Origin of the sequence: Granulicella sp. L60 (assembly GCF_009765825.1) — a bacterium.
Taxonomy (GTDB): domain Bacteria; phylum Acidobacteriota; class Terriglobia; order Terriglobales; family Acidobacteriaceae; genus Edaphobacter.
Window position 1 is genome coordinate 488,065 of record NZ_LMUR01000018.1, and the last position, 25,061, is coordinate 513,125.

Annotated in this window: 21 protein-coding genes; 13 read left to right on the forward strand and 8 right to left on the reverse strand. The window is 59.3% G+C overall.

Annotation, left to right across the window (positions count from 1 at the left end; all coding sequences use genetic code 11):
• Positions 1 to 50: 50 nt before the first annotated feature.
• Positions 51 to 920: an alpha/beta hydrolase gene (locus tag GSQ82_RS12395; RefSeq protein ID WP_254061609.1), complete on the reverse strand. Its 870-nt coding sequence runs from the start codon at positions 918 to 920 to the stop codon at positions 51 to 53.
• A 59-nt stretch (positions 921 to 979) separates the two neighbouring features.
• Here GSQ82_RS12395 and GSQ82_RS12400 point away from each other — a divergent pair, with 59 nt between their 5' ends.
• Together GSQ82_RS12400 and GSQ82_RS12405 are read left to right on the forward strand one after the other, a co-directional pair.
• A complete protein-coding gene (locus GSQ82_RS12400) occupies positions 980 to 1,690 on the forward strand; it encodes an esterase family protein (RefSeq protein ID WP_158792582.1) in 711 nt (236 codons plus the stop codon).
• 153 nt (positions 1,691 to 1,843) lie between these two features.
• The gene (locus GSQ82_RS12405) at positions 1,844 to 2,896 is read left to right on the forward strand and encodes a RimK family alpha-L-glutamate ligase (RefSeq protein WP_158792583.1); all 1,053 of its coding nucleotides are present in this window, start codon (positions 1,844 to 1,846) and stop codon (positions 2,894 to 2,896) included.
• Here the strand turns inward: GSQ82_RS12405 and GSQ82_RS12410 are convergent.
• Positions 2,893 to 3,285, reverse strand: a complete 393-nt coding sequence (locus GSQ82_RS12410; RefSeq protein ID WP_158792584.1) for a hypothetical protein — start codon at positions 3,283 to 3,285, stop codon at positions 2,893 to 2,895. The two genes, GSQ82_RS12405 and GSQ82_RS12410, sit on opposite strands and share 4 nt — an antisense overlap.
• 83 nt (positions 3,286 to 3,368) lie before the next feature.
• Here GSQ82_RS12410 and GSQ82_RS12415 point away from each other — a divergent pair, with 83 nt between their 5' ends.
• The 9 genes from GSQ82_RS12415 (at position 3,369) to GSQ82_RS12455 (ending at position 12,421) form a co-directional block, all read left to right on the forward strand.
• Entirely contained in the window at positions 3,369 to 4,556 is a 1,188-nt protein-coding gene (locus GSQ82_RS12415; protein WP_254061610.1) for a carboxylate-amine ligase, read from the forward strand.
• Between the two features lie 529 nt (positions 4,557 to 5,085).
• Positions 5,086 to 5,232, forward strand: coding sequence for a hypothetical protein (locus GSQ82_RS12420; protein WP_158792585.1), 147 nt, complete (start codon positions 5,086 to 5,088; stop codon positions 5,230 to 5,232).
• Positions 5,233 to 5,351: 119 nt separating this feature from the next.
• Positions 5,352 to 5,810 (forward strand): type II toxin-antitoxin system death-on-curing family toxin, encoded by a 459-nt coding sequence (locus GSQ82_RS25725; protein WP_158792586.1) that lies wholly within the window; start codon positions 5,352 to 5,354, stop codon positions 5,808 to 5,810.
• Positions 5,811 to 6,041: 231 nt separating this feature from the next.
• Entirely contained in the window at positions 6,042 to 7,103 is a 1,062-nt protein-coding gene (locus GSQ82_RS12430) for an aminopeptidase (protein ID WP_158792587.1), read from the forward strand.
• A gap of 376 nt (positions 7,104 to 7,479) precedes the next feature.
• Complete coding sequence (locus tag GSQ82_RS12435) at positions 7,480 to 8,451, forward strand: aldo/keto reductase (RefSeq protein WP_158792588.1); 972 nt, start codon at positions 7,480 to 7,482, stop codon at positions 8,449 to 8,451.
• A gap of 102 nt (positions 8,452 to 8,553) precedes the next feature.
• Complete coding sequence (locus GSQ82_RS12440; RefSeq protein WP_158792589.1) at positions 8,554 to 9,768, forward strand: hypothetical protein; 1,215 nt, start codon at positions 8,554 to 8,556, stop codon at positions 9,766 to 9,768.
• A 74-nt stretch (positions 9,769 to 9,842) separates the two neighbouring features.
• Positions 9,843 to 10,202 carry a PilZ domain-containing protein gene (locus GSQ82_RS12445; protein ID WP_158792590.1) on the forward strand — a complete coding sequence of 120 codons (360 nt, stop codon included), beginning with the start codon at positions 9,843 to 9,845 and terminating at the stop codon, positions 10,200 to 10,202.
• Between the two features lie 3 nt (positions 10,203 to 10,205).
• Positions 10,206 to 10,997, forward strand: coding sequence for a response regulator transcription factor (locus GSQ82_RS12450; protein ID WP_158792591.1), 792 nt, complete (start codon positions 10,206 to 10,208; stop codon positions 10,995 to 10,997).
• Between the two features lie 656 nt (positions 10,998 to 11,653).
• Complete coding sequence (locus GSQ82_RS12455) at positions 11,654 to 12,421, forward strand: phenylalanine 4-monooxygenase (protein ID WP_158792592.1); 768 nt, start codon at positions 11,654 to 11,656, stop codon at positions 12,419 to 12,421.
• A gap of 101 nt (positions 12,422 to 12,522) precedes the next feature.
• Here GSQ82_RS12455 and GSQ82_RS24545 read toward each other — a convergent pair whose 3' ends face one another.
• A complete protein-coding gene (locus tag GSQ82_RS24545; protein WP_216847078.1) occupies positions 12,523 to 12,927 on the reverse strand; it encodes a hypothetical protein in 405 nt (134 codons plus the stop codon).
• A gap of 586 nt (positions 12,928 to 13,513) precedes the next feature.
• Here GSQ82_RS24545 and GSQ82_RS12460 point away from each other — a divergent pair.
• The gene (locus tag GSQ82_RS12460; protein ID WP_158792593.1) at positions 13,514 to 14,125 is read left to right on the forward strand and encodes a hypothetical protein; all 612 of its coding nucleotides are present in this window, start codon (positions 13,514 to 13,516) and stop codon (positions 14,123 to 14,125) included.
• A 20-nt stretch (positions 14,126 to 14,145) separates the two neighbouring features.
• Here GSQ82_RS12460 and cobA read toward each other — a convergent pair whose 3' ends face one another.
• From cobA to GSQ82_RS12475, 3 genes are read right to left on the reverse strand one after another with little or no spacing between them, the layout of a single operon-like run.
• Entirely contained in the window at positions 14,146 to 14,877 is a 732-nt protein-coding gene (gene cobA / locus GSQ82_RS12465) for a uroporphyrinogen-III C-methyltransferase (protein WP_158792594.1), read from the reverse strand.
• Complete coding sequence (locus GSQ82_RS12470) at positions 14,874 to 15,557, reverse strand: bifunctional precorrin-2 dehydrogenase/sirohydrochlorin ferrochelatase (RefSeq protein WP_158792595.1); 684 nt, start codon at positions 15,555 to 15,557, stop codon at positions 14,874 to 14,876. Before GSQ82_RS12470 ends, cobA begins: the two co-directional genes overlap by 4 nt.
• A 9-nt stretch (positions 15,558 to 15,566) precedes the next feature.
• A complete protein-coding gene (locus GSQ82_RS12475; RefSeq protein ID WP_158792596.1) occupies positions 15,567 to 17,291 on the reverse strand; it encodes a nitrite/sulfite reductase in 1,725 nt (574 codons plus the stop codon).
• A 360-nt stretch (positions 17,292 to 17,651) separates the two neighbouring features.
• Here GSQ82_RS12475 and GSQ82_RS12480 point away from each other — a divergent pair, with 360 nt between their 5' ends.
• Entirely contained in the window at positions 17,652 to 20,057 is a 2,406-nt protein-coding gene (locus GSQ82_RS12480; RefSeq protein ID WP_254061611.1) for a GH92 family glycosyl hydrolase, read from the forward strand.
• An 8-nt stretch (positions 20,058 to 20,065) separates the two neighbouring features.
• On the opposite strand, the gene phoU is transcribed toward GSQ82_RS12480, so the two are convergent.
• Both phoU and GSQ82_RS12490 read right to left on the reverse strand, forming a co-directional pair.
• A complete protein-coding gene (phoU, locus tag GSQ82_RS12485; RefSeq protein ID WP_158792598.1) occupies positions 20,066 to 20,740 on the reverse strand; it encodes a phosphate signaling complex protein PhoU in 675 nt (224 codons plus the stop codon).
• A 117-nt stretch (positions 20,741 to 20,857) separates the two neighbouring features.
• Entirely contained in the window at positions 20,858 to 24,940 is a 4,083-nt protein-coding gene (locus tag GSQ82_RS12490) for a sodium/solute symporter (protein WP_371417201.1), read from the reverse strand.
• Positions 24,941 to 25,061 lie beyond the last annotated feature (121 nt).

Below are 25,061 nucleotides of genomic sequence, written 5' to 3' on the forward strand. Positions count from 1 at the left end.
GGCCTCACCCCGAGCCACAAAACCGGACAACAACAAATGTTTCGCCCACGTCAATTCGCCGGAAACAGAAACCGCAGCACATCCCCAAACCGTGCCGACCAGGCGCTCTCATCGTGCACCGCACCCTCCGCCTCCACGAACGCCAGATCCACCTCGCTCCGCCAGCCCCGTCGAATCAGCATCTTCTCCAGCGTCTCCGCATCCCGCACGTGCCGCCCGCCCTCCGCCGTCCCAATATCCAGCCAGATCTTCAGCTCCGGCCTCGGCTCCCTCCGCTCAACCAAACCGAAGATGCTCCGATGATCCCACCACAGCGAAGGAGACATCACCGCCAGCCGCCCAAACACATCCGGACGCTCAAATCCCAGATAAAGCGAGATCAGCCCACCCAGCGAAGACCCTCCCAGCGCCGTCCCACCCGCACCCGGCATCGTCCTGTATAGACCGTCAATCATCGGCTTCAACTCCTCGATCAGCAGCCGCCCATACTTCGCACCCTCGCCTCCACCCATCTTGAAGTCACGCGTCGGCGTGTACTCGGCCATCCTCCGCAGCCCTGTATTGGCCACGCCCACCAGAATCACCGGCTCCATCTCCCCCTCAAGCGTCAGCCGGTCCGCGGTCGTATGCGCATTCCACGTCCGACCAGCAATATACGAGGTGTGCCCATCAAAAAGATTCTGCCCATCATGTAGATAGAAGACAGGGAAGCGTCGCTCCTCCTGCTCCTCATACTGCGGCGGCAGATAGACCGAAACCGCACGGTCGTCCGGCAGTATCTCCGAGTGAAACGCATGTACCCGGTACCGCGGATTCGACCTCAGCCCATCCGCATCCCCATCCCCCGGAGTCGCAGACTCCGACTCACGCTCGAACGACTCGAACGCGGCATCCGAAGAAGATGGCGGAAACAGTTCCAATGCGATGGTTGCGGCTCCAGTAAACTACGATTGCATCAGACTAGCAGAGGTGGCATCCGATGAAGCGCGAGTACAAAAAGTGGTTCTCCCCATCCCTCGGCCGCGACATGGAGATGCTCACCTTCGGCCACGCCGGTCTGCCCACCCTCGTCTTTCCCACCTCCTGCGGACGCTTCTTTGAGTTTGAAGATCGCGGCATGGTCGCCTCCGTTCACGACAAGCTCGAACACGGCCACGTCCAGCTCTTCTGCGTAGACTCCGTCGATCAAGAGAGCTGGTACAACCGCTCCGTTCCACCCCGCTGGCGCATCGCCCGACACATGCAGTACGAGCAGTACCTCATGCAGGAAGTCCTTCCCCTCATGCGCTACGACAACCGCCCCTGCCATCTCGCCGCCACCGGCTGCAGTTTCGGAGGCTTTCACGCGTTCAACATCGCCCTCCGCCATCCCGACGTCTTCTCCGCCGTCCTCTCCATGAGCGGATGCTTCGACACCGCCGGCTTTCTCTCCGGCTACTACGACGACGACTGTTACTTCAACATCCCCCCACACTACCTCGCCAACATCGGCGACCCCTGGTACCTCGACCACTACCGCCGCAACACCTACGTCCTCGCCACCGGCACCCACGACCAGTGCTGGAACGACAACGAGCGCATGGCCCAGATCTTCCGCGCCAAAGACATCCCCTGCCGCCTCGACGTCTGGGGCGACGACACCGGACACGACTGGCCCTACTGGCAGAGAATGCTTCAAACCTATATCTAAAACCAACCCCTTACCCGACCAACGGGAGGACCCAGGCACTCCACCAACCAAGACCGGTACACAAGTCACGAAGTGACCGCCTCCCGCGTAGGGAGCCCGTCCGGCAGGACACACCGCAGGAACAACCAAACCCAAACCCGCATGGAGGAATCAGTGAAGAAGATTGGCGTTCTGTTCGGAATGGAAAATACCTTCCCCGGCGCACTTGTCGACAAGATCAACGCCATGGACCTTGAAGGCATCACCGCGGAGTTCGTTCACCTCGGCGGCGTCACCATGGCCGAACCCTCCGGCTACTCCGTCATCGTCGATCGCATCTCGCACGACATGCCCTTCTACCGCGCGTTTCTCAAAAATGCGACCCTCACCGGAACCCAGGTCATCAACAATCCCTTCTGGTGGTCCGCTGACGACAAGTTCTTCAACTACGCCCTCGCCACCAAACTCGGCGTAGCCGTACCCAAAACCGTCCTCCTCCCGCACAAGTGCTACCCACCCCAGATCAACGCCCGCTCCCTCCGCAACCTCCAGTACCCGCTCGACTGGGATGCCATCTTCCACTACGTCGGCTTCCCCGCATTCCTCAAGCCCCACGACGGCGGCGGATGGCGCGACGTCTTCCACGTCCACAACCCCCACGAGTTCTTCCACGCCTACGACCAGACCCGCGACCTCTGCATGACCCTCCAGGCCGCCGTCAACTTCCAGGAGTACTTCCGCTGCTACGTCGTCGGCCAGTCTGAAGTCCGCATCATGCCCTACGACCCGCGCCGCCCCCACGAGCACCGCTACGTTCTCGACCCACCCGCCTACGATAAGAAGCTCCTCGCCCGCGTAGAGAAGGACGCCTTTACCCTCTGCAAGGCCCTCGGCTACGATCTCAACACCGTCGAGTTCGCCGTAGAAGACGGCATCCCCTACGCCATCGACTTCATGAACCCCGCCCCCGACGCCGACCTCCACTCCGTCGGCAAAGACAGCTTCGACTGGATCGTCAACGCCGTCGCAAATCTAGCCGTAAAGAAAGCCCAATCGTCTGACAAAGTAGCCCCCCAGATGAACTGGGCAGGCTTTCTCTCATCCGCCCCAGCGCCTGCAAAGAAGGCAGCTCCCAAAAAGGCCGCGCAGAAGACTCCAGCGAAGAAAGCCGCAAAGAAGACCCCATCCGCCCCGAAGAAAAAAGCTCCCAAGCCTAAGCCTTCCTAGCAGACACTCGATCCTTTGACCGCTTTGCCCGACGAATCCTCAACGCCCGAAGGAGCTTCTTCCTGACCCTCCAGGATCACCGGCTTCGTACTCCCGTCCGCCCGTGCTCGCCAGCAGTCAATGATGAACTGTTTCAACGCCTGCCCCTTTGCCTGATCAAGGTAAAGGAAGGCCGTTCTCGCGACAAACTCTTTTACGGAGTAGTTATAAGCCTTACGCTTCTCGGAAGGCTCGGTTTGGGTAATCGTCAGCGTCGCTGGAATCGCTCTCACTGCACGATCATCGTTCGGCTCGCCATTTGGATAAACGACAAGCCTCGGCACGGTGTTCTCATACGGATAAGTCACATAACACTGGAAGATATAAGTAGTCAGTTTTGTATCGGGCATAGTTTGCCAGCCTTCTTGGGATAGCTTGCACTTGGCCCAGTGTCCCGCAAGTCTAGCAAGAAACCGGCCACAGGTGCACTCCCATGCCACAGGCGCTAAAAACCAAGCAAGCCTATTCTGCCGCCGGTGGTACGCTGATCTCGCACGGCGCAATCTGCGGAGAGAACATGCGGCCATCCTTCACGCTAGGCATCGAAGAGGAGTACCAGACCGTCGACCCCGAAACCCGCGATCTCCGCTCGCACATCGCGACCGAGATGCTCGCCAAAGGCAAGCTCCGCCTCGAAGAGCGCGTCAAAGCCGAGATGCATCAATCCGTCATCGAGGTCGGCACCCGCATCTGCAGCAACATCCAGGTCGCCCAGCAGGACCTCTTCGACCTCCGCCGCAACATGATCTCCCTCGCCGAAGAGCACAACCTCCTCCTCGTCGCCGGCGCCACCCATCCCTTCGCCGACTGGCGCGTCCAGGAGATCTACCCCGACCCCCGCTACGCCCAGGTCGTCGAAGACCTCCAGCTCGTCGCCCGCGCCAACCTCATCTTCGGCCTCCACGTCCACGTCGGCATCGAAGACCGCGAAGCCGCCATTCGGATCATGAACTCCATCCGCTACTTCCTCCCCCACATTCTCGCCCTCTCCACCAACTCCCCCTTCTGGCTAGGCATGGAGACCGGCTACAAATCCTACCGCGCCAAGGTCTTCGAAAACTTCCCCCGCACCAACCTCCCCGACAGCTTCGCCAGCTACTCCGAGTTCGAGAGCTACGTCAATCTCCTCATCAAGACCAACTCCATCGACAACGCCAAAAAAATCTGGTGGGACGTCCGCCCCCATCCCTTCTTCGACACCGTCGAAGTCCGCATCTGCGACATCCCCCTCCGCGCCCAGGAGTCCATCGCCATCGCCGCCCTCATCCAGGCCACCGCCTGCAAGCTCTGGCACCTCCACTCCCGCAACGTCGACTATCGCCAGTACTCACGCGCCCTTTTGATGGAGAACAAATTTCGCGCCGTCCGCTACGGCATCGACGGCAAGATGATCGACTTCGGCAAACAGACCGAAGTCCCCGTCCGCGAACTCATCCTCGAGTACCTCGCCTTCATCGACGACGTCCTCGACGAACTCGGCAGCCGCAGCGAGATAGCTTACATCCACACCATGCTCCGCGAAGGCTCCGGCGCCGACCGCCAGCTCAAAGTCTTCCGCGAGACCGGCAGCCTCAAAGCCGTCGTCGACTACATGGCCGCCGAAACCCGCTCCGGCCTCTAACCCAAATACACCGAGCGCAGATAAACAAAAAGATCGCCGATTCCGACCAACGGGAGGACCAAAGAGACTCATCGCCCCCCAACAAGGTACAAAAGTCACGAAGTGACCTCTCCACGAGGAGTGGGCCCGTCCGGCAGGACATATCACGCACAAATCCTGTCAAGCCCCATCCACCACAAAACCCGCATCAACAAAGGGGAATCGCGTGGCGTAGAACCCCCATCCCACGCGGTATAATAGTTATAGAGACAGAAGAAAGCCTCGGCCCAACAGCCGGGGCTTTCCTGTTTCAAAGGAGAAACACCAACAGAATGATGACTTTACCTCGACAATAAATAGCTTGGCTAACCCAAAGGGCCAAAAACTCATTCCCTGATTGGATAATGCAACTTATCCGATCAGTCATAATCTAAAATATATATATCGGCGTGTACGTAGAGGGTACATCTGATGGCATAATTCAACATGATCGTAATGGTGCCGATGATGTTGCTGAAGTAACTGCACCAGCCCAACGAGAGAGAAGAAAATGACTCAGGCGACCATAAAGAAATTCGAGCAACTGTCTCGGATCACAGACAGGTATACCCCAAAGGATAAGGACAGCAAGAAAGAGCCGTTTGCTGGTTCTGCGGCGAAATATCATCCTGCGCTGAAGAAGCTTGCCAGCAAGTAAAAGGGTTTTCAGGCTCTCTGCCGCGTACATCGAAGCTCTACACGATATAGGGCTTTCACAGACATGGCCCGGACTTGAACCAGTCGAAAGATTAAAGATTAACGTGCAGAGACCTGAATTTGCTTGCTTCTGCAGCGAGTTCACCATATGAGGGCGGCTTTGGGATCGAGTATTACCCTACTCTTGAGGCCAAAGCCGCTTATCTCTTCTTTCATATCGCCACATCCCACATCTTCCAGAATGGAAACAAGCGGACGGCGGTACTCGCTTTAGATCAGTTTCTATCCGCTAATAGCGTGTATTTAATGATCAGCAATCCTGATATGGAGAAGCTGGCCGAGTCTACTGCGGACTATAACGAGCGGGGTGAGCCGAGGGATGCGCTACTAGAGCGACTTCAGAGCACAATCGCCAAACAAAGTATCAAGTATGGAGCGCTCCGCAAGTTCTCCAATAAGGGATATCGATCGATATTGAGATTTCGCAAAGCTATTAGAGAAGACTCACGAAACCAAGCTGGCGCCGAGCCTAGGCAAGCTATAAGGAAGAGCATACGAATGCCCCATGACCCAGGCTAAAGCCTTGAGTTAGCCAAGGTTTTATTGCCTTTATCTCGCATACTCTCAGGTTCCTCCTGTGTTTTGAATACGTTGCACCTGCGAAAATCTCGAAGTCCAGACTTAAGCCACATCGATGGAAGACTTTAGCAAAAATAGATAGGGAAGGGGAGGCACCTTCAAATCCCTCTCTGTAACTTACCCGTAACACGCTATCCTAGGTTTCAGGCAACACCCGGAAGGCTGGAATACATGCTCGATCAGATAACACCCGCATCAGTCGACCTCGCAACGGTCACGTTCCCCGCCGAGTTCATCCCCGGCGCACGCAACGCCGTCACCACCTGCCTGCGCATCCAGCCCGACGAAAAAGTCACCCTCATCACCGACGAGCGCTGCCTCACCATCGCCGCCTCGCTCGCCGCCCAGCTCCAGCAGATCGGCTGCACCTGGAACGCCTTCGTCTTGGAGTCCCTCGCCCCGCGCCCGCTCGTCGATCTTCCCGCCGCCATCCTCGCCGACATGGAGTCCTCGCAGGTCAGCATCTTCGCCGTAGAAGTCCAGCCCAACGAACTGCACTCCCGCATGCAGATGACCGACGTCGTCAACCGCCGTCGCATGCGCCACGCCCACATGGTCAACATCACCCCCGAGATCATGACCCAGGGAATGCGCGCCGACTTCCTCGCCATCGACCGCCTCTCCCAGGCCGTCCTCGACAAGGTCCGCGCCGCCACCTACGTCCGCGCCACCACCCCCGCCGGCACCGACATCTACGCCCAGCTCAACCCCGACTACCGCTGGTTCAAAACCTCCGGCATCATCTCCACCGAAAAGTGGGGCAACCTCCCCGGCGGCGAGTGCTTCACCGCGCCCGGCGAAGTCAACGGCGTCTTCGTCGTCGACGGCGTCGTCGGCGATTACCTCTGCGCCCGCTACGGCATCCTCCGCGACACCCCCCTCACCATCAACATCGAAGCCAATCGCATCACCCGCGTGTCGTCTTCAAACAAGGAACTCGAAAAAGACTTCTGGGCCTACACCCACACCGACGAAAACTCCGACCGCGTCGGCGAGTTCGCCATCGGCACCAACATCGGCGTCGATCACGTCATCGGCAACATCCTTCAAGACGAAAAGTTCCCCGGCATCCACATCGCCTTCGGAGACCCCTACGGCGCCCACACCGGAGCCCCCTGGAAGTCCTCCACCCACATCGACGTCGTCGGCCTCGAGTTCAGCATCTGGCTCGGCAACGCCGAAGGCCACGAAGAACAGATCATGCAGGACGGCGACTTCCTCATCGACGCCTAGCCGAGAGCGTTTTCGACGCCCCTACCGCAGAATATGCGCCGCAGAGATGAGCGCCGAAAATGATTGCTGAGGTTGAGTGCCGAGGCTGAGTGCAGAAGTTGAGCACCAAGGTTGAGCACAGAAGTTGAGCAAAGAAGTTGAGCAGAAAAAGTCGTCATTCTGAGCGCAGCGAAGAACCCCCGTATTTCGTCTTTGCCTTTGTTGTTGCCTGTTCTTGCTCTCGTCGTTGTCCGTTCTTGCCTCTGTTGTTGCCCGCTCTTTTGTTTGTCATTCCGCAGCGCAGCGAAGGGAATCCGCTGTTCGCCTTCCCCAAGCACCGCCGCAACTTTAATCTCCCATTGCGGCCTCAACCCAACATCCAACGTCTAATCAAACTATGAATAAGAAACAGTTAGGCAACTCAGACTTACATCTATCCCCCATCGGCTTCGGCGCATGGGCCATCGGCGGCGGCGACTGGGCCTTCGCCTGGGGCGACCAGGACGACAACGACTCCATCGCCGCCATCCACAAAGCCCTCGACCTCGGCATCAACTGGATCGACACTGCTGCTGTCTACGGCCTCGGCCACTCCGAAGAGGTCGTAGCCCGTGCCCTCAAAACCACCTCGCACAAACCCTACATCTTCACCAAGTGCGGCATGGTCTGGGGCGAAAGAGACGCCGAAGGCAAGCGCGATATCACCAACTCCCTCAAGCAGATTCGCCGCGAAGTCGAAGACAGCCTCCGCCGCCTCCAGGTCGAAACCATCGACCTCTATCAAGTCCACTGGCCCAAGCCCGACGAAGAGCTCGAAGAGGCCTGGACCGTCATGGCCGACCTGCAGAAGCAGGGCAAGGTCCGCTACATCGGCGTCTCCAACTTCAGCCCCGCACAGATGGAGCGCGCCATCAAGATCGCTCCCATCACCTCCAACCAGCCGCCCTACTCCATGCTCAACCGCGCCGTCGAAGCCGAGATCCTCCCCTTCACCCTCAAGCACAACATCGGCACCATCAACTACGCCCCCATGCACTCCGGCCTGCTCACCGGAGCCATGTCCAAAGAGCGCGTCGCCGCCTTCCCCGCGAACGACTTCCGCAGCCGCGCCAAGAACTATCAAGAGCCTTACCTCTCCCGCAACCTCGCCATAGCCGACCACCTCAAAGAGATCGGCACCCGCCACAACGTCAACGCCGGAGTGGTAGCCATCGCCTGGACGCTCCACAACCCAGCCATCACCGCAGCCATCGTAGGCGGACGCAACGCCAAGCAGGTCGAAGGCGTCATCCCAGCCATCACCTTCCGCCTCACCGACGCCGAGTACGCCGAGATCAACGTTTTCCTCGAAGCCCACCCAGCCCCATAACCCAACCCACACCCATGCCCCGCCAAGGGGCATGGGCAACCAACAAATATAAGCGCAGAAATCCCAGCACGCCCGGAGACACCACCAGCTAAACTAGCTCGCATGCTCCAACCCTTCCGCAGCGACTTCAACGCCCGCTTCACCCCCGCCGCTTACGCCGACCTCCTCGCCCGCCTCAACACCCTCACCCGCACCACCGTGGACATCCGCGTAGCCGAAACCCCCTGCTTCTTCCCCCCATCCCTCCTCAAAGAACTCAGCGACACCGGCACCGCCCTCACCCACCAACTCCTCGACAACCCCGCCTACCTCGAAGACTCCAACCGAACCCTCCCTCCGCAGTTCAACGCCGCCAACGAAAATCCCCAGCCCAACTTCATGACCGTAGACTTCGGCCTCGTCCGCAACCCCGACGGCTCGCTCAGCCCAAAGCTCGTCGAACTCCAGGCCTTCCCCACCGTCTTCGGCTACCAGGACATCCTCGCCCGCCAGTACATCGCCTCCTTCAACCTCGATCCCGCGCTCACCTGGCATCTCGGCGGCCTCACGGAAGAAACCTACTGGCAGCTCCTCGCCAAAGTCGTCCTCAACCACCACGCTCCCGAAAACGTAGTTCTCCTCGAGATCGACCCCACCCACCAGAAGACCCTCCCCGACTTCCACATCTACGAAGACAAGCTCGGCATCGCCACCGTTGACATCACCCAGCTCATCAAACGCGGCAACCGCCTCTTCTACCTCCGTAACGGTCGCGAAGTCCCTATCTATCGCATCTACAACCGCACCATCGTCGACGAGCTCCAGCGCAAAAACATCCAGTTCCCCTTCGACTACCGCGATCCGCTCGAAGTCGAGTGGGCCGGCCATCCCAACTGGTACTTCCGCATCAGCAAGTTCTCCCTCCCCTATCTCAATCACCCCTCCGTCCCCAAAGCCGTCTTCCTCGACGACTGGTTCGCCAAACGAAACCTCGCCGGCCTCCCCGAAGACCGCAGCCAGCTCCTGCTCAAACCCCTCTACTCCTTCGCCGGCAAGGGCATCCACTTCGCCCCCACCGACGCCGACCTCGCCGCCATCCCCGCCGCCGACCGCCACCTCTACCTCCTCCAGCAGCGCGTCTCCTTCGCCCCCGTCATCGAAACTCCCCACGGCCCCACCCAGGCCGAGATCCGCATCATGTATCTCTGGCCCGACGGCGGCACCCTCCAACCCGCCATCGCCCTCGTCCGCCTTGGCCGAGGCCTTATGATGGGTGTCGATCATAACCGCGACCAGCAGTGGGTTGGAAGCTCCGCAGCCCTTATGTCACCTGCCTGACATCCCCTCCAGAAAAATATTCGCAACTCCTCACAGTGCGGTAGACTCCTGTATGTTACGGAGCGTCGCCGACTATGTTTGAAAAACAGCAATCCAAAGAAGGACTTGTGGGTCAGTGGCAAAAGCCGACTGGAGAGAATCCAGTTCGTACTGCCGTACGTTTTCCTATGAGACTTGCTATTAAGGTTCAAACGGAAGACGGTGAAATTCAGGCAGTTACAGAAAACATATCAGCCAACGGGCTCCTCTTCATCAGTGATAGTCTCCCCGATGTGGATGCAAGGATCGAATTCACCATCGCTATGCCGGCAGCGGTGATGGGAGCTCCCTCCGACGTGACCATCCACTGTATCGGCCGTGTTGTCCGCCACTATCTGGTAAATGGCGAAAAGAAAGCCGCTGCCGTGATCGACGAATATTTTCTAAAGGCATGATTTATGACGGTTGTAAATATTGATCCAACCCGGGTGAACGAAGACGCTCCAGAAGAACAGGCAGGGCCAGGCATTCGTGTCATCCTCGCCGACTCGCAAGCCATCTATCGCGTAGGCATGAAGAAGGTCTTCGCCCTCGAAGACGACATTCGCGTCATCGCCCAGGTCGAGACCCTTACCAACCTCTACGCCGCACTCCAGCGCTACCCCACCGACGTCGTCCTCCTCGAAGGCCAGCTCATCTCCGGCACCATCGACGCCATCCCCGAGCTCGTCCGCCAGGCCCCCAACGCCAAACTCATCGTTCAGGTCACCGAGACCGACGAGTCCAACACCGTCGAGCTATACCGCCGTGGCGTTCGCGGCGTTGTGCCCCGTTCCATCTCGCCCGACCTTCTGGTCAAGTGCGTCCGCAAGATCGCCGAAGGCGAGACCTGGATCGACAACCAGTCCATCAGCTGGGTCATCGACGCCTACCGCTCCCAGGCCACCAGCCTCACTGACCCCAAGGTCCAGCCCAAGCTCTCAAAAAAAGAGCTGGCCATCATCAGCTGCATCACCCGCGGCATGCGCAACAAAGAGATCGCCTACCAGATCGGCACCACCGAACAGGTCATCAAGAACTACCTCCGCAAGGTCTACGACAAACTCGGCGTCTCCGACCGTCTCGAACTCGCGCTCTACTGCCTCCACCATGAGCTACTGAAGAAGTACCTCGTAGACGATCCCACCGCCCCCCCGACGCCTCAGACCCCGCCCACCGAACCCTCCCAACCCCTCCGCGCCAAGATGTAATCCGCCCAGCCCGCCTAATCAACCTCCATCCACCATAAAATCGCCCCCATCCGCACCACAAAATCGTCCTTCCATCCCCGCCACAAATCGTCTTCCATTCCGACCGTAAATCGTTCTCCCATCCCCACCACAAATCAAAGGGTGCCCCATCTTCGCGACGGCCTCATCGTCGCTAAGGTGGGAAAGTACACCTCTTCCCCGCCAGCCGTTGTCCTTGCTGTTGTCATTGTTCCGGCTGGCTGTCACTCACCAGTCGTTGTCCAGCCGTTACCCTCTCATTTGTCATTCCGCAGCGCAGCGGAGGAATCTGCTGTTGCCATCTGTCAAACCCAAGCAAAGTATGTCAAGCCCCAACCCATCTAAACCCATACTCAACAACAACATACCCGTGACGTACCACCCCCACCCAGCCGCTATGCTTTAAATAGGAGGACTTTCACAACATCAAAAACGACCACGACCCATATACCCTTTGATAAGACGAATTTGCTTCTAACCCACGCAGAATGACGATTTTACAAAGATTGGTCTTCGTAAGTGCAACAAAATAACCAACATAAGAAGTGCAGCGGGGTGAGGGGGGTACCCCGAACTCGTACACAACGGTACCGTCAAGGATGTATGCTTTTGCAGGCTCACAAGCCAGCGGGGGAACAATGGGAATCGCAGCATCAACGCTGAATTTGGCACAGGGTAAACTGCAAGTCGCCGCACCATATTTGATCGAACAAACCTGGGCCAACTACACCCCCGAACAGCACGCCATCTGGGCTGAACTCGTCAGCCGCCGCATGCCCCAGCTCCGCGAACACGCCTGCCAGGCCTACCTCGACGGCTTCCACCAGATCGGCCTCCGCGAAGACAAGCTCCCGAACCTCATCGAAGTCAGCGCACTCCTCCAGCCCCGCACCGGCTGGCAGTCCACTCCGGTCAGCGGCTTCCTCCCCGCCGACGCCTTCTTCGAGATGCTCGCCGCCCGCATGTTCCCCACCACCACCTGGCTCCGCTCCCGCGACTCCATGGAATACACCCCCGAACCTGACATCTTCCACGACGTCTTCGGCCACGTTCCCATGCACGCCCACCCCGTCTTCGCCGACTTCCTCGAAAACTACGGCAAGATCTGCGCCCGCCTCACCGACCCCGAAGCCCTCGAGCGCATGGGCCGCCTCTTCTGGTTCACCGTCGAGTTCGGCCTCATCCGTCAGGACGGCGGCATCAAGGTCTACGGCAGCGGCCTCGTCTCCTCCCACGGAGAGTGTACCCGCGTCCTCGCCGGAGGCTGCGAGATCAAAGACTTCAACCTCGATGCCGTCCTCGACCAGGAGTTCCAGACCAGCGAGATGCAGTCCGTCCTCTACGCCGTCGAATCTTTCGACCAGATCTACGAGGCCACCAAGGAAGCCGAGAGCCGCTTATCCTAGAAGACAAGAAAGACAAGGAAGACAAAAAAGCAGGCAAACAAGTTACTTCGTTACACAAAAAAGAGCGGCTGCGGGCACCATGCCCACAGCCGCTCTTTGAATCAAACGCCGGAAGTATTACCGGTGTCCGCCACCGCCGCCGCCGTGACCGCCGCCACCGCCGTGGAAGCCACCACCACCGCCGCCGCCGTGGAATCCGCCGCCGCCGCCACCACCGCGGTATCCTCCACCACCAACCGCGCGACCACCGTAGCCACCACGATATCCGCCACCGTAGCCGCCTCTATATCCACCGCCGTAGCCGCCACGATAGCCGTAGCCGCCCCGGTATCCATAGACTCCGCGGTAGCCGTAGCCATAGCCGCCACGGAACCACGGGCCAGCTCCGATGAAGAAGCCGCCATTGAACCAGGAAGGTCCGTAGTACCCATAAGGAGCGCAGGCGTAAGGATAGTAGTTGTAGTAGCCGTAAGAGCAAGCTGGAGGACCATAGGCATAGCCGTCATAGCCCGGACCACCAACCCCGATCCCAACCGATACCTGGGCATGGGAGTAGGCAGCGGCTGGAAGAATCAGAATACTTAGCAGTGCGAGATATCGTAGAAAGCGCATTTCCGTCTCCTGTGCAGAAGCCCAGTACGCCGTCTGGCGTCAGTGGCTGTGCCGGGTTCCTATCCATTGGATGCAACCGAACCCTGATCTATTCAACGCGATCTTCACGGAAATGTTGTGGTCGCCTGCACTCATCAGACGTGTCGTAGATCAGGGGCGCAGCCCGGACACCGCAAATATGCCAAATCTTGCGACGTCGCAAGATCTTTCGGTGATGGGTTTTCCATCCTACCTTGCACATTCGAAAAGCAAAATTCATAAGAAACGCTGGTAAAACGCGCTCAGGAGGCTTTATGATCCAGAGACACCAGCTTGAAAAGTACGAAATTTTTTCCTACTGAGGGATAAATTAGTACCAACTGTGAAACCATTCTGCCAAATACTGCAATATTTCGCAGTCTGTTGTGATTTCCGTTTGGCTCCGTAATTGCATTGTCAGTTGCATTCGTCCGTGCAGACGAGTTTTACGAAGGGGAACGAATGCGTCGCTTGATGTATCTACTCATACTCACGATCTTTGTTAGTGCATCGGTTACGTGCGTCAGCGCCTCCACCGACTGCGAACGATGGTTCGTAGCCTATCGAAGCGAGCTCGCTCACACGCGCAGCCTCCAGCGCATCGCAGCCGCAAAGCGTCGCGCCAAGCAAAGGCTCATCGCCTACACCAAGCCCGCACAGCCCAGACTCGTCCCTGTCAAGCGCGGTCCCGCTATGACACGCCATGAAACCTTGCGTCGCGTCGAACTCGCCTGTGGCGTTCTGCCCGAGAGCGTAGCGGATGCACCAGTCATCGCCGAAGAGGCTCCAGGCGATCATCCGAACGACGGCGTGGATCTTCTGCCCGCGCCCATCGGAGACCTCATCGCCGAGGACACTCCTCCTCCCATGCCCTTCACCGGCAACACCGGCTCGTCCAACATCGGAGCTCCCGTCTACGCCCCAGGCTTCGGCAACATCGGCGGCGGCGCCTTTCCGCCACCACCCCCGCCTCCTCCGCCACCACCCGTGGTTCCAGAGCCCAGCAGCTTCGTCTTCATGTTGACCGGTCTTGCAGGAATAGCAGCCAGGGGAAGGTACGCCTTCAAGGCATAGCCGCCCTCGGCCCTATCGATCTAACTCGCTACCTGAATCGCGTGGCCGATCAGAAGGATCACCGGAGCCGGTCCAATCGCAGTATCGTCGAGCTCTCCCAGCGTGCTGGCATGCACGTGCTCCTCTCGTGTCGTAGCCTTACTCACCGCCACGCACGGCGTAGTCGACGAGACACCAGAGGCGATCAGATCGTTCGCCAGCGCGCGAAAATTGCGACCCGGCATATAAATCACAAGGGTCGCGTCCTCAGGCAGTGCTCCAGCCCACTTCGGAGTCATCTCCAGCTTTCCCGCCGCATGATGCGCAGTAGCCAGAACCAGCTTCGAAGCCGAAGCACGATCCGTCAGCGGTGTCTTCAGCAGAGCAGCCGCAGCGAACGCCGTCGTGATCCCAGGAACAATCTCAAATGGAATACTCTCCGCCCGCAGCGCAGCGATCTCCTCCCCGGCCCTGCCGAAGATAAGCGGATCGCCCGACTTTAATCGAAGCACCGACTTGCCCGCGTGTGCTGCTTCGATCATCAACACATGAATCTCAGCCTGCGTAATACGCGGCTGCCCGCAGCGTTTGCCCACTGGCGTAATCTCCGCCTTCGCATTCGCCATCGCAAGAATCTCTTCCGAAACCAGATCGTCCGGCAGAATCACGTCCGCGGTCTCAAGCAGACGCAGCACGCGAAGCGTAAGCAGCTCGGGATCGCCCGGTCCTGCTCCCGCCAGATACACCACGCCAGGTTGTGCCCCGGCCCTCATGACTTCTTCCCACGCGCTGGATCTGTCTCCTCGCGCAAAGGACTTATCTTCACAGGCAGAGGATTCGTCAGGGCGTGCTGCCGCGCTAGCACGCGCGAAGGACAGCCGTCATATCCGCAGACCTCACGCTGTGCAAGCTCGTGGAGCAGCCACTTCCGCTCCTCGTTCAACGGCTCCATCTGCGTCACCTCGCGTCGAAGATTCCCCAGGTCCGTCAACCAGTCTCCCAGATCGAGCGGAAGCTGAGCGTTGATCTCCTTGCGCAGCCTCTGTGCCAGTGCCGGACTTGCCCCGGAGGTCGAGATCGCAATCTGCAGATCGCCACGCCTCACCACGGAAGGGAAGTAGAAGTCGCAGAACGGTGGATCGTCGACAGCATTGCAGATGATGTTCTTCTCCGCCGCCTCCTGAAACACCGCACGGTTTACAGTGGGATCATCCGTTGCGGCGACGACCAGAAAGTTTCCCGTCAGATCACCCTCGGCGTACACGCGTCGCTTCCACTCAATCTCGCCAGCCTCAACCAGCTCGACAATACGAGGCCGCGCCTCGGGCGCAATTACCGTCACCCGTGCGTGAGCCGCCTGCAGCGCTTCGATCTTCGACTCGGCAAGATTGCCGCCACCAATCACTACGCATGGCCGTGCAGCGATCTTCAAAAAAATAGGAAACAGATCCATCAGATAAAACTACTCTCCCGGCGCATGCCGGCCCGCGCCGACCGGCGGAGCATCGCGTTCCACCGGGTCCACAACCGTACCCGCAAGCTGAGCCCGCAGGCTGTCGTCGTCCGTACGCGCAAAGTACGCACGAAGATCCTCATCAGGCTGCCGCACCGCAATATAGCCGCGCAGCAAGCGTTCAATTGCATCTGGAACCTCATCCGCAGCCGCACGAAAGCCTAACGGTCGTGCCGTCCGGGCAAACTTGCCCACCGCTCCGCCAACGCAAAAATAAAACGCATCCACCGACTGCCCGTCCTTCTTGATCTTCTTGCCCTCAAGTCCGATATCGGCGATCCAGTGTTGTCCGCAGCTATTCGTGCATCCCGTCACATGCAGCTTGATCTGCTGATCGAAGCCAGGCAGACGCTCCTCCATCTCACTCACCAGCCACTTCGAGAAGGCCTTCGTCTCGGCGATCGCCAGCTTGCAGAACTCGGTTCCCGTGCATGCGATAGCGCCACGCCAGAACGTCGAAACCTCAACCCTCAGCTCCATGCTATTCAACTCAAGCTCAAGCGCCGCCGTCTCTCGATTCGGCACATTGACGATAATGATGTTCTGCATGATCGTCGTGCGCAACTCGCCATTGCCATACTTCTCGGCAAGCTCCGCCAGTTGCACAAGCTGATCGCCGGAGAGCCTCCCGCGAAGCACACTCGCACCCACCGAAGACAGCCCAGGCTGACGCTGCGGCGTCACTCCAATGTGATCGCGATAGACGTCATCGGGAACAACATCTTCCGAACTCGGGCTAGGATCCAATTTGTAACCAAGCTTGACCTCTAATGCTTCCAGGAACGACTCCGCCGTCCAGCCATGCCTCATAAACAAGTACTTGATGCGCGCCCGCGTGCGGTTCTCGCGAAGCTCCTGCTGCTCACGGAATATCTCCGCCGTCGCATGGACGACCGCATACGCCTCATCCTGCTTGATGAACGCAGGAATCCGCACTGCCAGATGAGGCTCCGTCGAAAGCCCGCCCCCAACCCGCAGCGTATAACCAATCTCTTCTCCTCCGGCGACTGTACGCTTGATCGCAGTGAGCGCCACATCGTTGATCTCCGGGTACGAGCACCACAACGGGCATCCCGTTACTGAAATCTTGAACTTTCGCGGCAGATTATAAAACTCAGGATTCGCGGTCAGCTTGTGAGCGATCTCCACCGCCAGTGGCGACGCGTCGATAAGCTCATGTCCATCGAGTCCCGCCAGCGGGCATCCCGTCACATTGCGAACCACATCGCCGCAGGCTCCCTTCGGGCTCAAGCCCACTGCGGTCAGCGCATCCACCACCTCCGGCAGAGCCTGGATCGTCAGCCAGTGCAGCTGGATGTTCTGCCGCGTCGTAATGTCTGCAAGATTCCGCGCATACTTCTTCGTCAGCTCTCCGATCACGCGAAGCTGGGCGCTCGTCAGAATGCCGTTCGGCAGCCCGATACGCATCATGAAGTACTCTGTGGCCTTACCCTCGCCGCCCACTCCGCCGGTCGCGCCAATCCCATCGCCCTGCGTGTAGACGCCCCACCACTTGAAGTACATCCCCGCCCACTCCGGCAGCACCGACTCCCGGCCCTCTTTGGCGAACTGGCGGACCTCATCCCAAGCCTCCCACGGATTCTTCGCCAGCTTCAAGCGCTCGGCCTTCTGTGCTTTGGTCTCTTTCACTACAGGTACGGCGGGAGTGCTCATGCTGATTGTCCTTCGATGGTGAGGTAACCGATCTGATTACGGCGGAGACAGAAAAGCCCACTCGGTAAGTGGGCGCTGATTGCTTTGCTTGAGACTTACAACTTACTCAATGGGTCTGTTACCCAGGCAAAGACAACGGCGCGCACAGTCACGACGACACGTACAACAAGCGGCAAAGTCCGTAATCCCAAACGCCATACCTCAAGGTTAGTTCCGCTGGCCACAGCCGTCAAGGTGGCCTCACGCCTCCACTTGCCTGTGACCCTCGGAAGAGCGTGCTCTCAACTCATCGAATCTGATTTATCGTCGCTATAGCGAATCGAGAGTGATAGAGGATAACGCCCGCAGATGGAAAGTATCTTGTCGAAGCATCTCCCAAACAACCGGAAACAACTACCCCTGCCCCTCTGCATCGCGGCCACTCTGCTCACCACAGCACTCTCCATCTGCTCGCCAACCTACGCCCAAGCGAATAACCAGACAAATAGCCAGACCGACAAAGCCTCCACCCCCTACGAAGCTGTCGACCCACTCATCGGGACCGGTCCCGACGGCCACACCTTCCCCGGCGCAACCGTTCCCTTCGGAATGGTCCAGCTCAGTCCCGACACCCAGATCCGCCACTTCAAGCAGAGCTACAAGTGGGCCGCAGGCTACCGCTACGAAGACACCACCATCCTCGGCTTCTCCCACACCCACTTCTCCGGCGCAGGCCACTCCGACCTCGGCGACATGCTCCTCCAGCCCATCTCCGGAGAGGTCCGTCTCGACCCCGGCGACATCGATCACCCCAACTCCGGCTACCGCTCGCGCTTCACCCACAAGACTGAAACAGCCCATCCCGGCTACTATGCCGTGACTCTCGACGACTACAACATCCGTGCCGAACTCACTGCCACCCCACGCGTCGGCGTCCACCGCTACACCTTCCCCACCGGCCAGCTCGAACACGTCCTCATGGACCTCCGCTCCTCCATCTACAACTACGAGGGCAAAGTCCTCTGGTCGCGCATCCGCATCCGTCCCGACGGCACCATCACCGGCATGCGCGAAACCCGAGGCTGGGCACCCGGACGTCAGCTTTACTTCGCCATGCGCTTCTCCCAGCCGCTCGCCAGCCACTCCCTCTACGACCGCGAGCCTCCCGTCGAATATCACGGCTTCGCCACGCCCGGCACCGGCTCGCAGGACAAACAGTCCATCGAAGGCCGAGGCCTCGTCGCCGTCTTCGACTTCGCAACCACCAGCCAGCCTCTCATCGTCAAAGTAGCCCTCTCGCCCACCAGCGAAGACAACGCCATCGCCAACATGGACGCCGAAGCCCCCACCTTCGACTTCGACCAGATCCACGCCGCTGCCCGCGCCTCCTGGGAACGCGCCCTCGCCGCTATCGACATCCACGCCACACCCGACATGCGGAAGAACCTCTACACCGCGCTCTACCACACCCTCCTCGCCCCCAGCATCTCTATGGACGTGGACGGCAGCTATCGCGGTCCCGACAACCAGGTCCACAAAGCCGACGGCTTCCACTTCGTCTCCAGCTTCTCCCTCTGGGACACCTACCGCGCCGAGCAGCCCCTCATGACCCTTATCGAACCCGAGAGCCGCACCGTCGACGTAGTCCGCTCCCTCATCGAATCGCAAAAAGAAAGCCCCTTCGGCATCCTCCCCATCTGGCAGTTCCAGGGCATCGAAACCTGGTGCATGATCGGCTACCACGCCGTCCCCGAGATCGCCGACGCCTACATGAAGGGCATCCACGGTTTCGACGCCAAACAAGCTCTCGACGCCATGGTCGCCAGCGCCACCTACGCCCCCTACGGCAATCTCGGCGAGTACATGAAGCTCGGCTACGTCCCCGTAGATCACGACGGCGAAGCCGCCTCCAAGACCATGGAGTACGCCTTCGACGACTGGACCATCTCCCGAATGGCCGCCAGCATGGGCCAAAAAGACATCGCCGCCACCTTCGCCAAACGAGCCGAAAACTGGCGCAACGTCTTCAATCCGCAGACCGGCTTCGTCCAGCCCAAACTAGCCGACGGTACCTTCCGCGAACCCTTCGATCCCGCCCGCGCAGGAGCCGACAGCGGCTTCACCGAAGGCAACTCCTGGCAGTACTCCTGGTACCAGCCGCAGGACGAAGCCGGCCTCATCCATCTCCTCAGAGGCGACCAGCAACTTGTCGCAAAACTCGACGCTATGTTCGACGCCAAAGTCGATCCCAGACAATACGCCGACGTCGAAGACATCGGAGGCCTCATCGGCCAGTACATCCACGGCAACGAGCCCAGCCACCATCTCGCCTATCTCTACAACTACGCCGGCCAGCCCTGGCGCACCCAGAAGCGGCTCCAGCAGATCGTCGACTCCCAGTACCGTCCCGCCCCAGACGGCCTCGTAGGCAACGACGACCTCGGCCAGATGTCCGCATGGCTCCTCTTCACCTCACTCGGTTTCTACCCCGTAGCTCCAGCCTCAAACGAGTACGTCATCGGCCGCCCATTCGTAGAAGAGGCAACGCTGAACCTCCCCAACGGCAGACACTTCCGCATCACCGCCGAGCACATGACCCCACAAAACCCCTATGTCTCCAGCATCACTCTCAACGGCAAGCCGCTCGACCGCAGCTATCTGCGGCACGAAGAGATCATGCAGGGAGGAGAACTCCACTTCATCATGGGATCAAAACCCAACGTCACCTGGGGAACAGAGCCATCCGCCCGTCCGTACTCCATGACGTCAGCCACGCAAACCCATTAAGCGAGACGCTACTCCGCCTCAACTAGCGAAAGCTTGTGCCGCACATCCGAGCCCCGCACCCAAAAGATCACGTCCTCCGCGATATTCGTGGCGTGGTCTGCCGCACGCTCCAGGTTTCGCGAGATGATGATCGCATTCAGCGCCTGCCCGCTCACCACAGGATGCTGCTGCATCACCTCCACCAGCTCCGCCTGCACATCGCGGTTCATATCGTCGATCTCGTCGTCCATCGCCAGCACCGACTCCGCCAGCTTCGCATCCGCCTCCAGCAGAGACTGGATCGCCCGCCGGATCATCACGCCCACCTTCTCTCCCATATCGGGAATGTCGATCGGCAGAGAGATCTTCGGCGAGTCATACAAAAACTGCGTCCGCGAGGCGATATTGGTCGCCTGGTCGCCAATCCTCTCCAGGTCCCCGTTGATCTTAATCACCGAGAGAATAAAACGCAGGTCGATCGCCATCGGCTGCTCTTTCGCCAGCAGGTCGTACGCCATCTCGTCCACATCACGTTCGGCCGTATTGATCGCCGCTTCAATCTCTTTCACGTGATCGCATAGCCCCAGGTCGCCCGTCAGGTACGCCTCCAGCGAAAGCGAGAGCGCCTGCTGCGACAACGCCGCCATCGCAAGCAGCTTGTCCTTGAGCGCAACCAGTTGTTGTTGAAAATTAATGCGTGGCATGGGGCGGGTCCCTCGTAAAGACCAATGCACTATTGTGACGTAAAGAAGGTAAACGAACTATAAATATCTTCGCCCCAGGGTGCGAGAGGAGTACATCCTTCGTGGTATCAACATCCGCTATCGGTAAAGCAGATAACGCTCCCTCCGCGCCTTAAAGCTCGTCAGATCCGCCTCCCATGCCTTCGCAATCTTTCGCGGATCGTCGGCGTTCGCCAGCGCCTGCATCGTATCCACATTCGCAACCAGAAGGCTCGCCTTCGCCAACTGAAACTCCGGATACAGATGGTGCAACGCGCTGATCAACTCAATCCCCATCTCCGGCGCGTCCAGCACACTCCGATCCGTCACCGTAAACGTTACCCCCGGAATCGTCTTCCCATGAAACGGATAATGATTCGCGTCGTCCGCGACCAAAAAACTCGTAGCTGCAACCGTCACCCCCGGAATCTTCCTCGCCGTCAGGTACGCCGCCAACTCAGGCCCATTGATATAAGCGGCCCCAATCTGCTCAAACGGCGTCTCCGTCCCGCGCCCCACCGAGATATTCGTCATCTCCGCCAACCCAATTCCCGGATAGAGAACCGCCGCCCTTGCACTGCGCAGATTCGGACTCGGATTGATCCACGTCAGCCCCGTCTCGCCGAAGTACTGACTCCGCTCCCAGCCCTGCATCGGCACCACCGTAAGCTGCGCCTGAATCGGCGCCCGCGCATTCGGCGAACTACCCGCCTGCACCAGCCGCTCCTTGTTGAAGTAGCGCGCAAGCTCCCCCAACGTCATCCCCTGCCGCACCGGCAGCGGCATATAGTCCGTGTACGACTCTACCCCAACATCCGACACTGGCCCCTGCACCGTCACTCCTCCAATCGGATTCGGACGATCCAGCACAATAATCTCGATGCGCGCCTTCGCAGCAGTCTCCAGAAAATACCCCACCACCGCCTCATACGTATAGAACCGAACCCCAGCATCCTGCAGATCGATCACCACCGCATCCAGATCTTTCAGCGACTCAACACTCGGATGCCGCTGCTCCTCCTTCGTCCCATACAAACTCACGACCGGCAGATGCGTCGCCGTATCCACCTCACTCCCGATCTTCGTCGTATCCTTCGTCCCATACAGGCCGTGCTCCGGCGTAAACAGCGTCTTCACCTGCACCTCAGGAAGACTATGCATCAGTACGTCGATCGTGCGGTGTCCCTCGCGATCCACCCCGTTCTGATTCGTCAGCACACCCACCCGCAGCCGTCCATCATGCCGCTTCGCCGCCAGCGCTAGAGCGTCGAAGTGCGTCGCCTCCAGCACATCAATCCCCGTCAAAGTCGTCGCAGAGCCCCCGGCAGCCACCGAACCCTGCTGTTCCAGATGAAGCGCTCGCGCCGCAGCCGTAGCCACCTGCCCACGCAGCATCGAGATCGGAGCCCCACCGCGCGGATGAACCGCATTCGCCAGCAACACCACAAACGTATCGCTCCCCGGATCCATCCACAGAGAAGTCCCCGTAAAGCCCGTATGCCCAAAGCTTCCAATCGGAAACACCTCGCCCCGAGGCCGCGAGTACGCCGTGTTGATATCCCACCCAAAACCCCGCGTCGCAACGCCCTTCGTTACCTTGCCGTCCGGCGTCAACACCGTCGCATCCGTCACCGCCGTAGTAGGCTGCTGCGGTTCCGTCATCAGCTTCAAGGTAGCCTGCGTCAGCGGAAAGTCACTAGGCCGACCCGCCAACCGATCCAGCAGCGCCTGAGCAAACAAAGCAACATCGGCCGCCGTAGAAAACACCCCCGCATGCCCCGCCACTCCACCCATCCGCCGCGTCGTAGGATCATGCACCGTCCCCCGCAGCATTCGCCCGAAGTCCGGATTCGTCTCCTTTGTTCCCTGATCGTCGTACTCCGTCGGCGCAATGTTTTCGACCCAATCAGTCCACGTGGTGAACCCTCCGTCACACAGCCGGTTCCGATCATGCGAGTCCACACCATCCTTGTTCCGGCAGTCATACAACTTCAGATAGCGAGTCGAGTTCATGCCAAGAGGCTGAAAGATAAACCGCTGCGCATACTCCTCAAGCCGGAATCCGCTGACCTTCTCCACCAGAGCCCCCAGCGTGATGAAGTTGATGTCCGAATAGACAAAGTGCGTCCCCGGCGTCGAATCCAGACCCGCACTCATCGCCCGCCGAATCCCCTCGTCCCTATCCGGAGCAGCCAGCCCCCACGCATCCTTCAGATCCACATCCGGCGGCAACCCCGAGTAATGCGTCAGCAGCTCCCGAATCGTCACGCTCCCCTTACCATTCACACCAAACTCAGGCAGATACTTCGCCACCGGATCATCGAACCCAATCTTGTGCTGCTCATACAACTGCATCACCGCCACCGCCGTCACCAGGCACTTCGACAGCGAAGCCATATCGAACACCGTATCCTCGGTCATCGGTTCGACCACCGGCTCGAGCGCGCGGCTACCAAACGCCTGCTCAAACACCGTCTTCCCACCATGCCCAACCAGCACCACCGCACCCGGCAGCTTCTTCGTCGCAATCGCCTGGTTCACCAGCGTCGCAACCCCACTAAAATCCCCCTCCCTTTGACCCTCAGCCTGCACCCTCGCACCCGCAGCAGGCGAAGCCGCCTCACACCGCGCTGGCGCCAGCAACGGAACCGCAAGCGCAACCACCGCAACCACTCCCGCCGCAACCTTCCTTCCGCTTCGATCACCCGGCAGCACAAAGCTCGCCAACGTCCCAATCGCGAACGTCACCACCGCCCCAATCAGCACATACCAGGTGAATGCGATATGCGGCACCGTCACCGGCCCCACCCGAATCACTCCAGGACTAAGCCACATGAAGAGGTTCAACGCAAACCCGCACACCATCCCCACAATCGCCCCCGCCTGCGTCGCATACCGCGTCAGCGTTCCCAGCAGAAACACTCCAAGCAACGCCCCATACGCCACCGAAGCGATCGACAGACCCACCTCCACTACATGCCCCTTCCCGCCCGCAAAGATGCTGTACACCGCCACCGCAAACAGCACCAGTGCCCACATCACCGTGCTCGCACGCGAGATCATCATTCGCTCCCGGCCATCCGCCTCCGGCCTCCAGTGCATATAGAAATCCACTACCGTCGTCGAAGAAAGCGAATTCAACGCCGCGCTCAAGTTCGACATCGCCGCCGCCAGAATCGCCGCCACCAGCAGCCCCGCAATCCCAATCGGCATCTCCCGCACAATGAACGTCGGAAAGATCCGATCCGCCGAAGCAAACGCCATCGGATGCAGTCCATAAAAAACATAAAGCCCCGCACCGATAAACAGAAACAACGTGAACTGCACAAAGATCACCACACCACTCGACAGCAGCGCCAGTCTCGACTCTCGCAGATTCCTCGCCGCCAGCATCCGCTGCACCATCAACTGATCCGTCCCATGCGAGGCCATCGTCAAAAACGTCCCGCCCAGCACACCCGCCCAGAACGTATAACTCTGCGTCAGGTTGAATGCAAAGTGAAACAGCTTAAACTTCCCCGCTCTCGCGGCCACCTCATGAATGTGCCCCCAACCCCCCGGAACATGCGTGCCCAGCGTCGCAATCGCCACCATCGTCCCGCCGATGTAGATCGCCATCTGCACCACATCCGTCCATATCACCGCCGCCATCCCGCCCTCAAACGTGTACAGCAGCGTCAGCGCCGAGATGATTCCAATCGACAACACATCCTTCGTCCCAATCGCAATCCCCACCACAATGCTCACCGCAAACACCCTTACGCCCTCAGCCGCAGCCCGCGTCAGTAGAAACAGCCCCGCTGTCACCTTGTGCAGCGTATGTCCAAACCTCTGATCGATCAGTTGATACGCCGTCAGCATCTCGCCGCGAAAGTACTTCGGCAGAAAGATCAGCGCCACCATCACCCGGCCAATCATGTACCCAATCACAATCTGCAAAAATCCAAAGTCCCCCGCGAACGCCACGCCCGGAATGCTGATAATCGTCAGCGTGCTCGTCTCCGCCGAAACAATCGACAGCGAGATCGCCCACCAGGGAATCGTCTTGTCCGCAAGAAAGTAGCTCCGCAGCGAACGCGAATCGCCGTCTTTCTTCCCTCGAAAGCGCAGCCCAAATAGCGTAATGCCGATCAGGTAGACCACGATCAGCGCAAGATCGAAAGGGTGAAGGCGTGTTGGCACAGCGGCGGCTAGCATTCGTGCAAGTGTATAGCGATACCCACCCGTCTCGCAGCCGCGCGTACCCCATCCAGCACACTGTAATTACGCCTCACCAAAGATGGTGCGGCCTCGCGACCGTGAC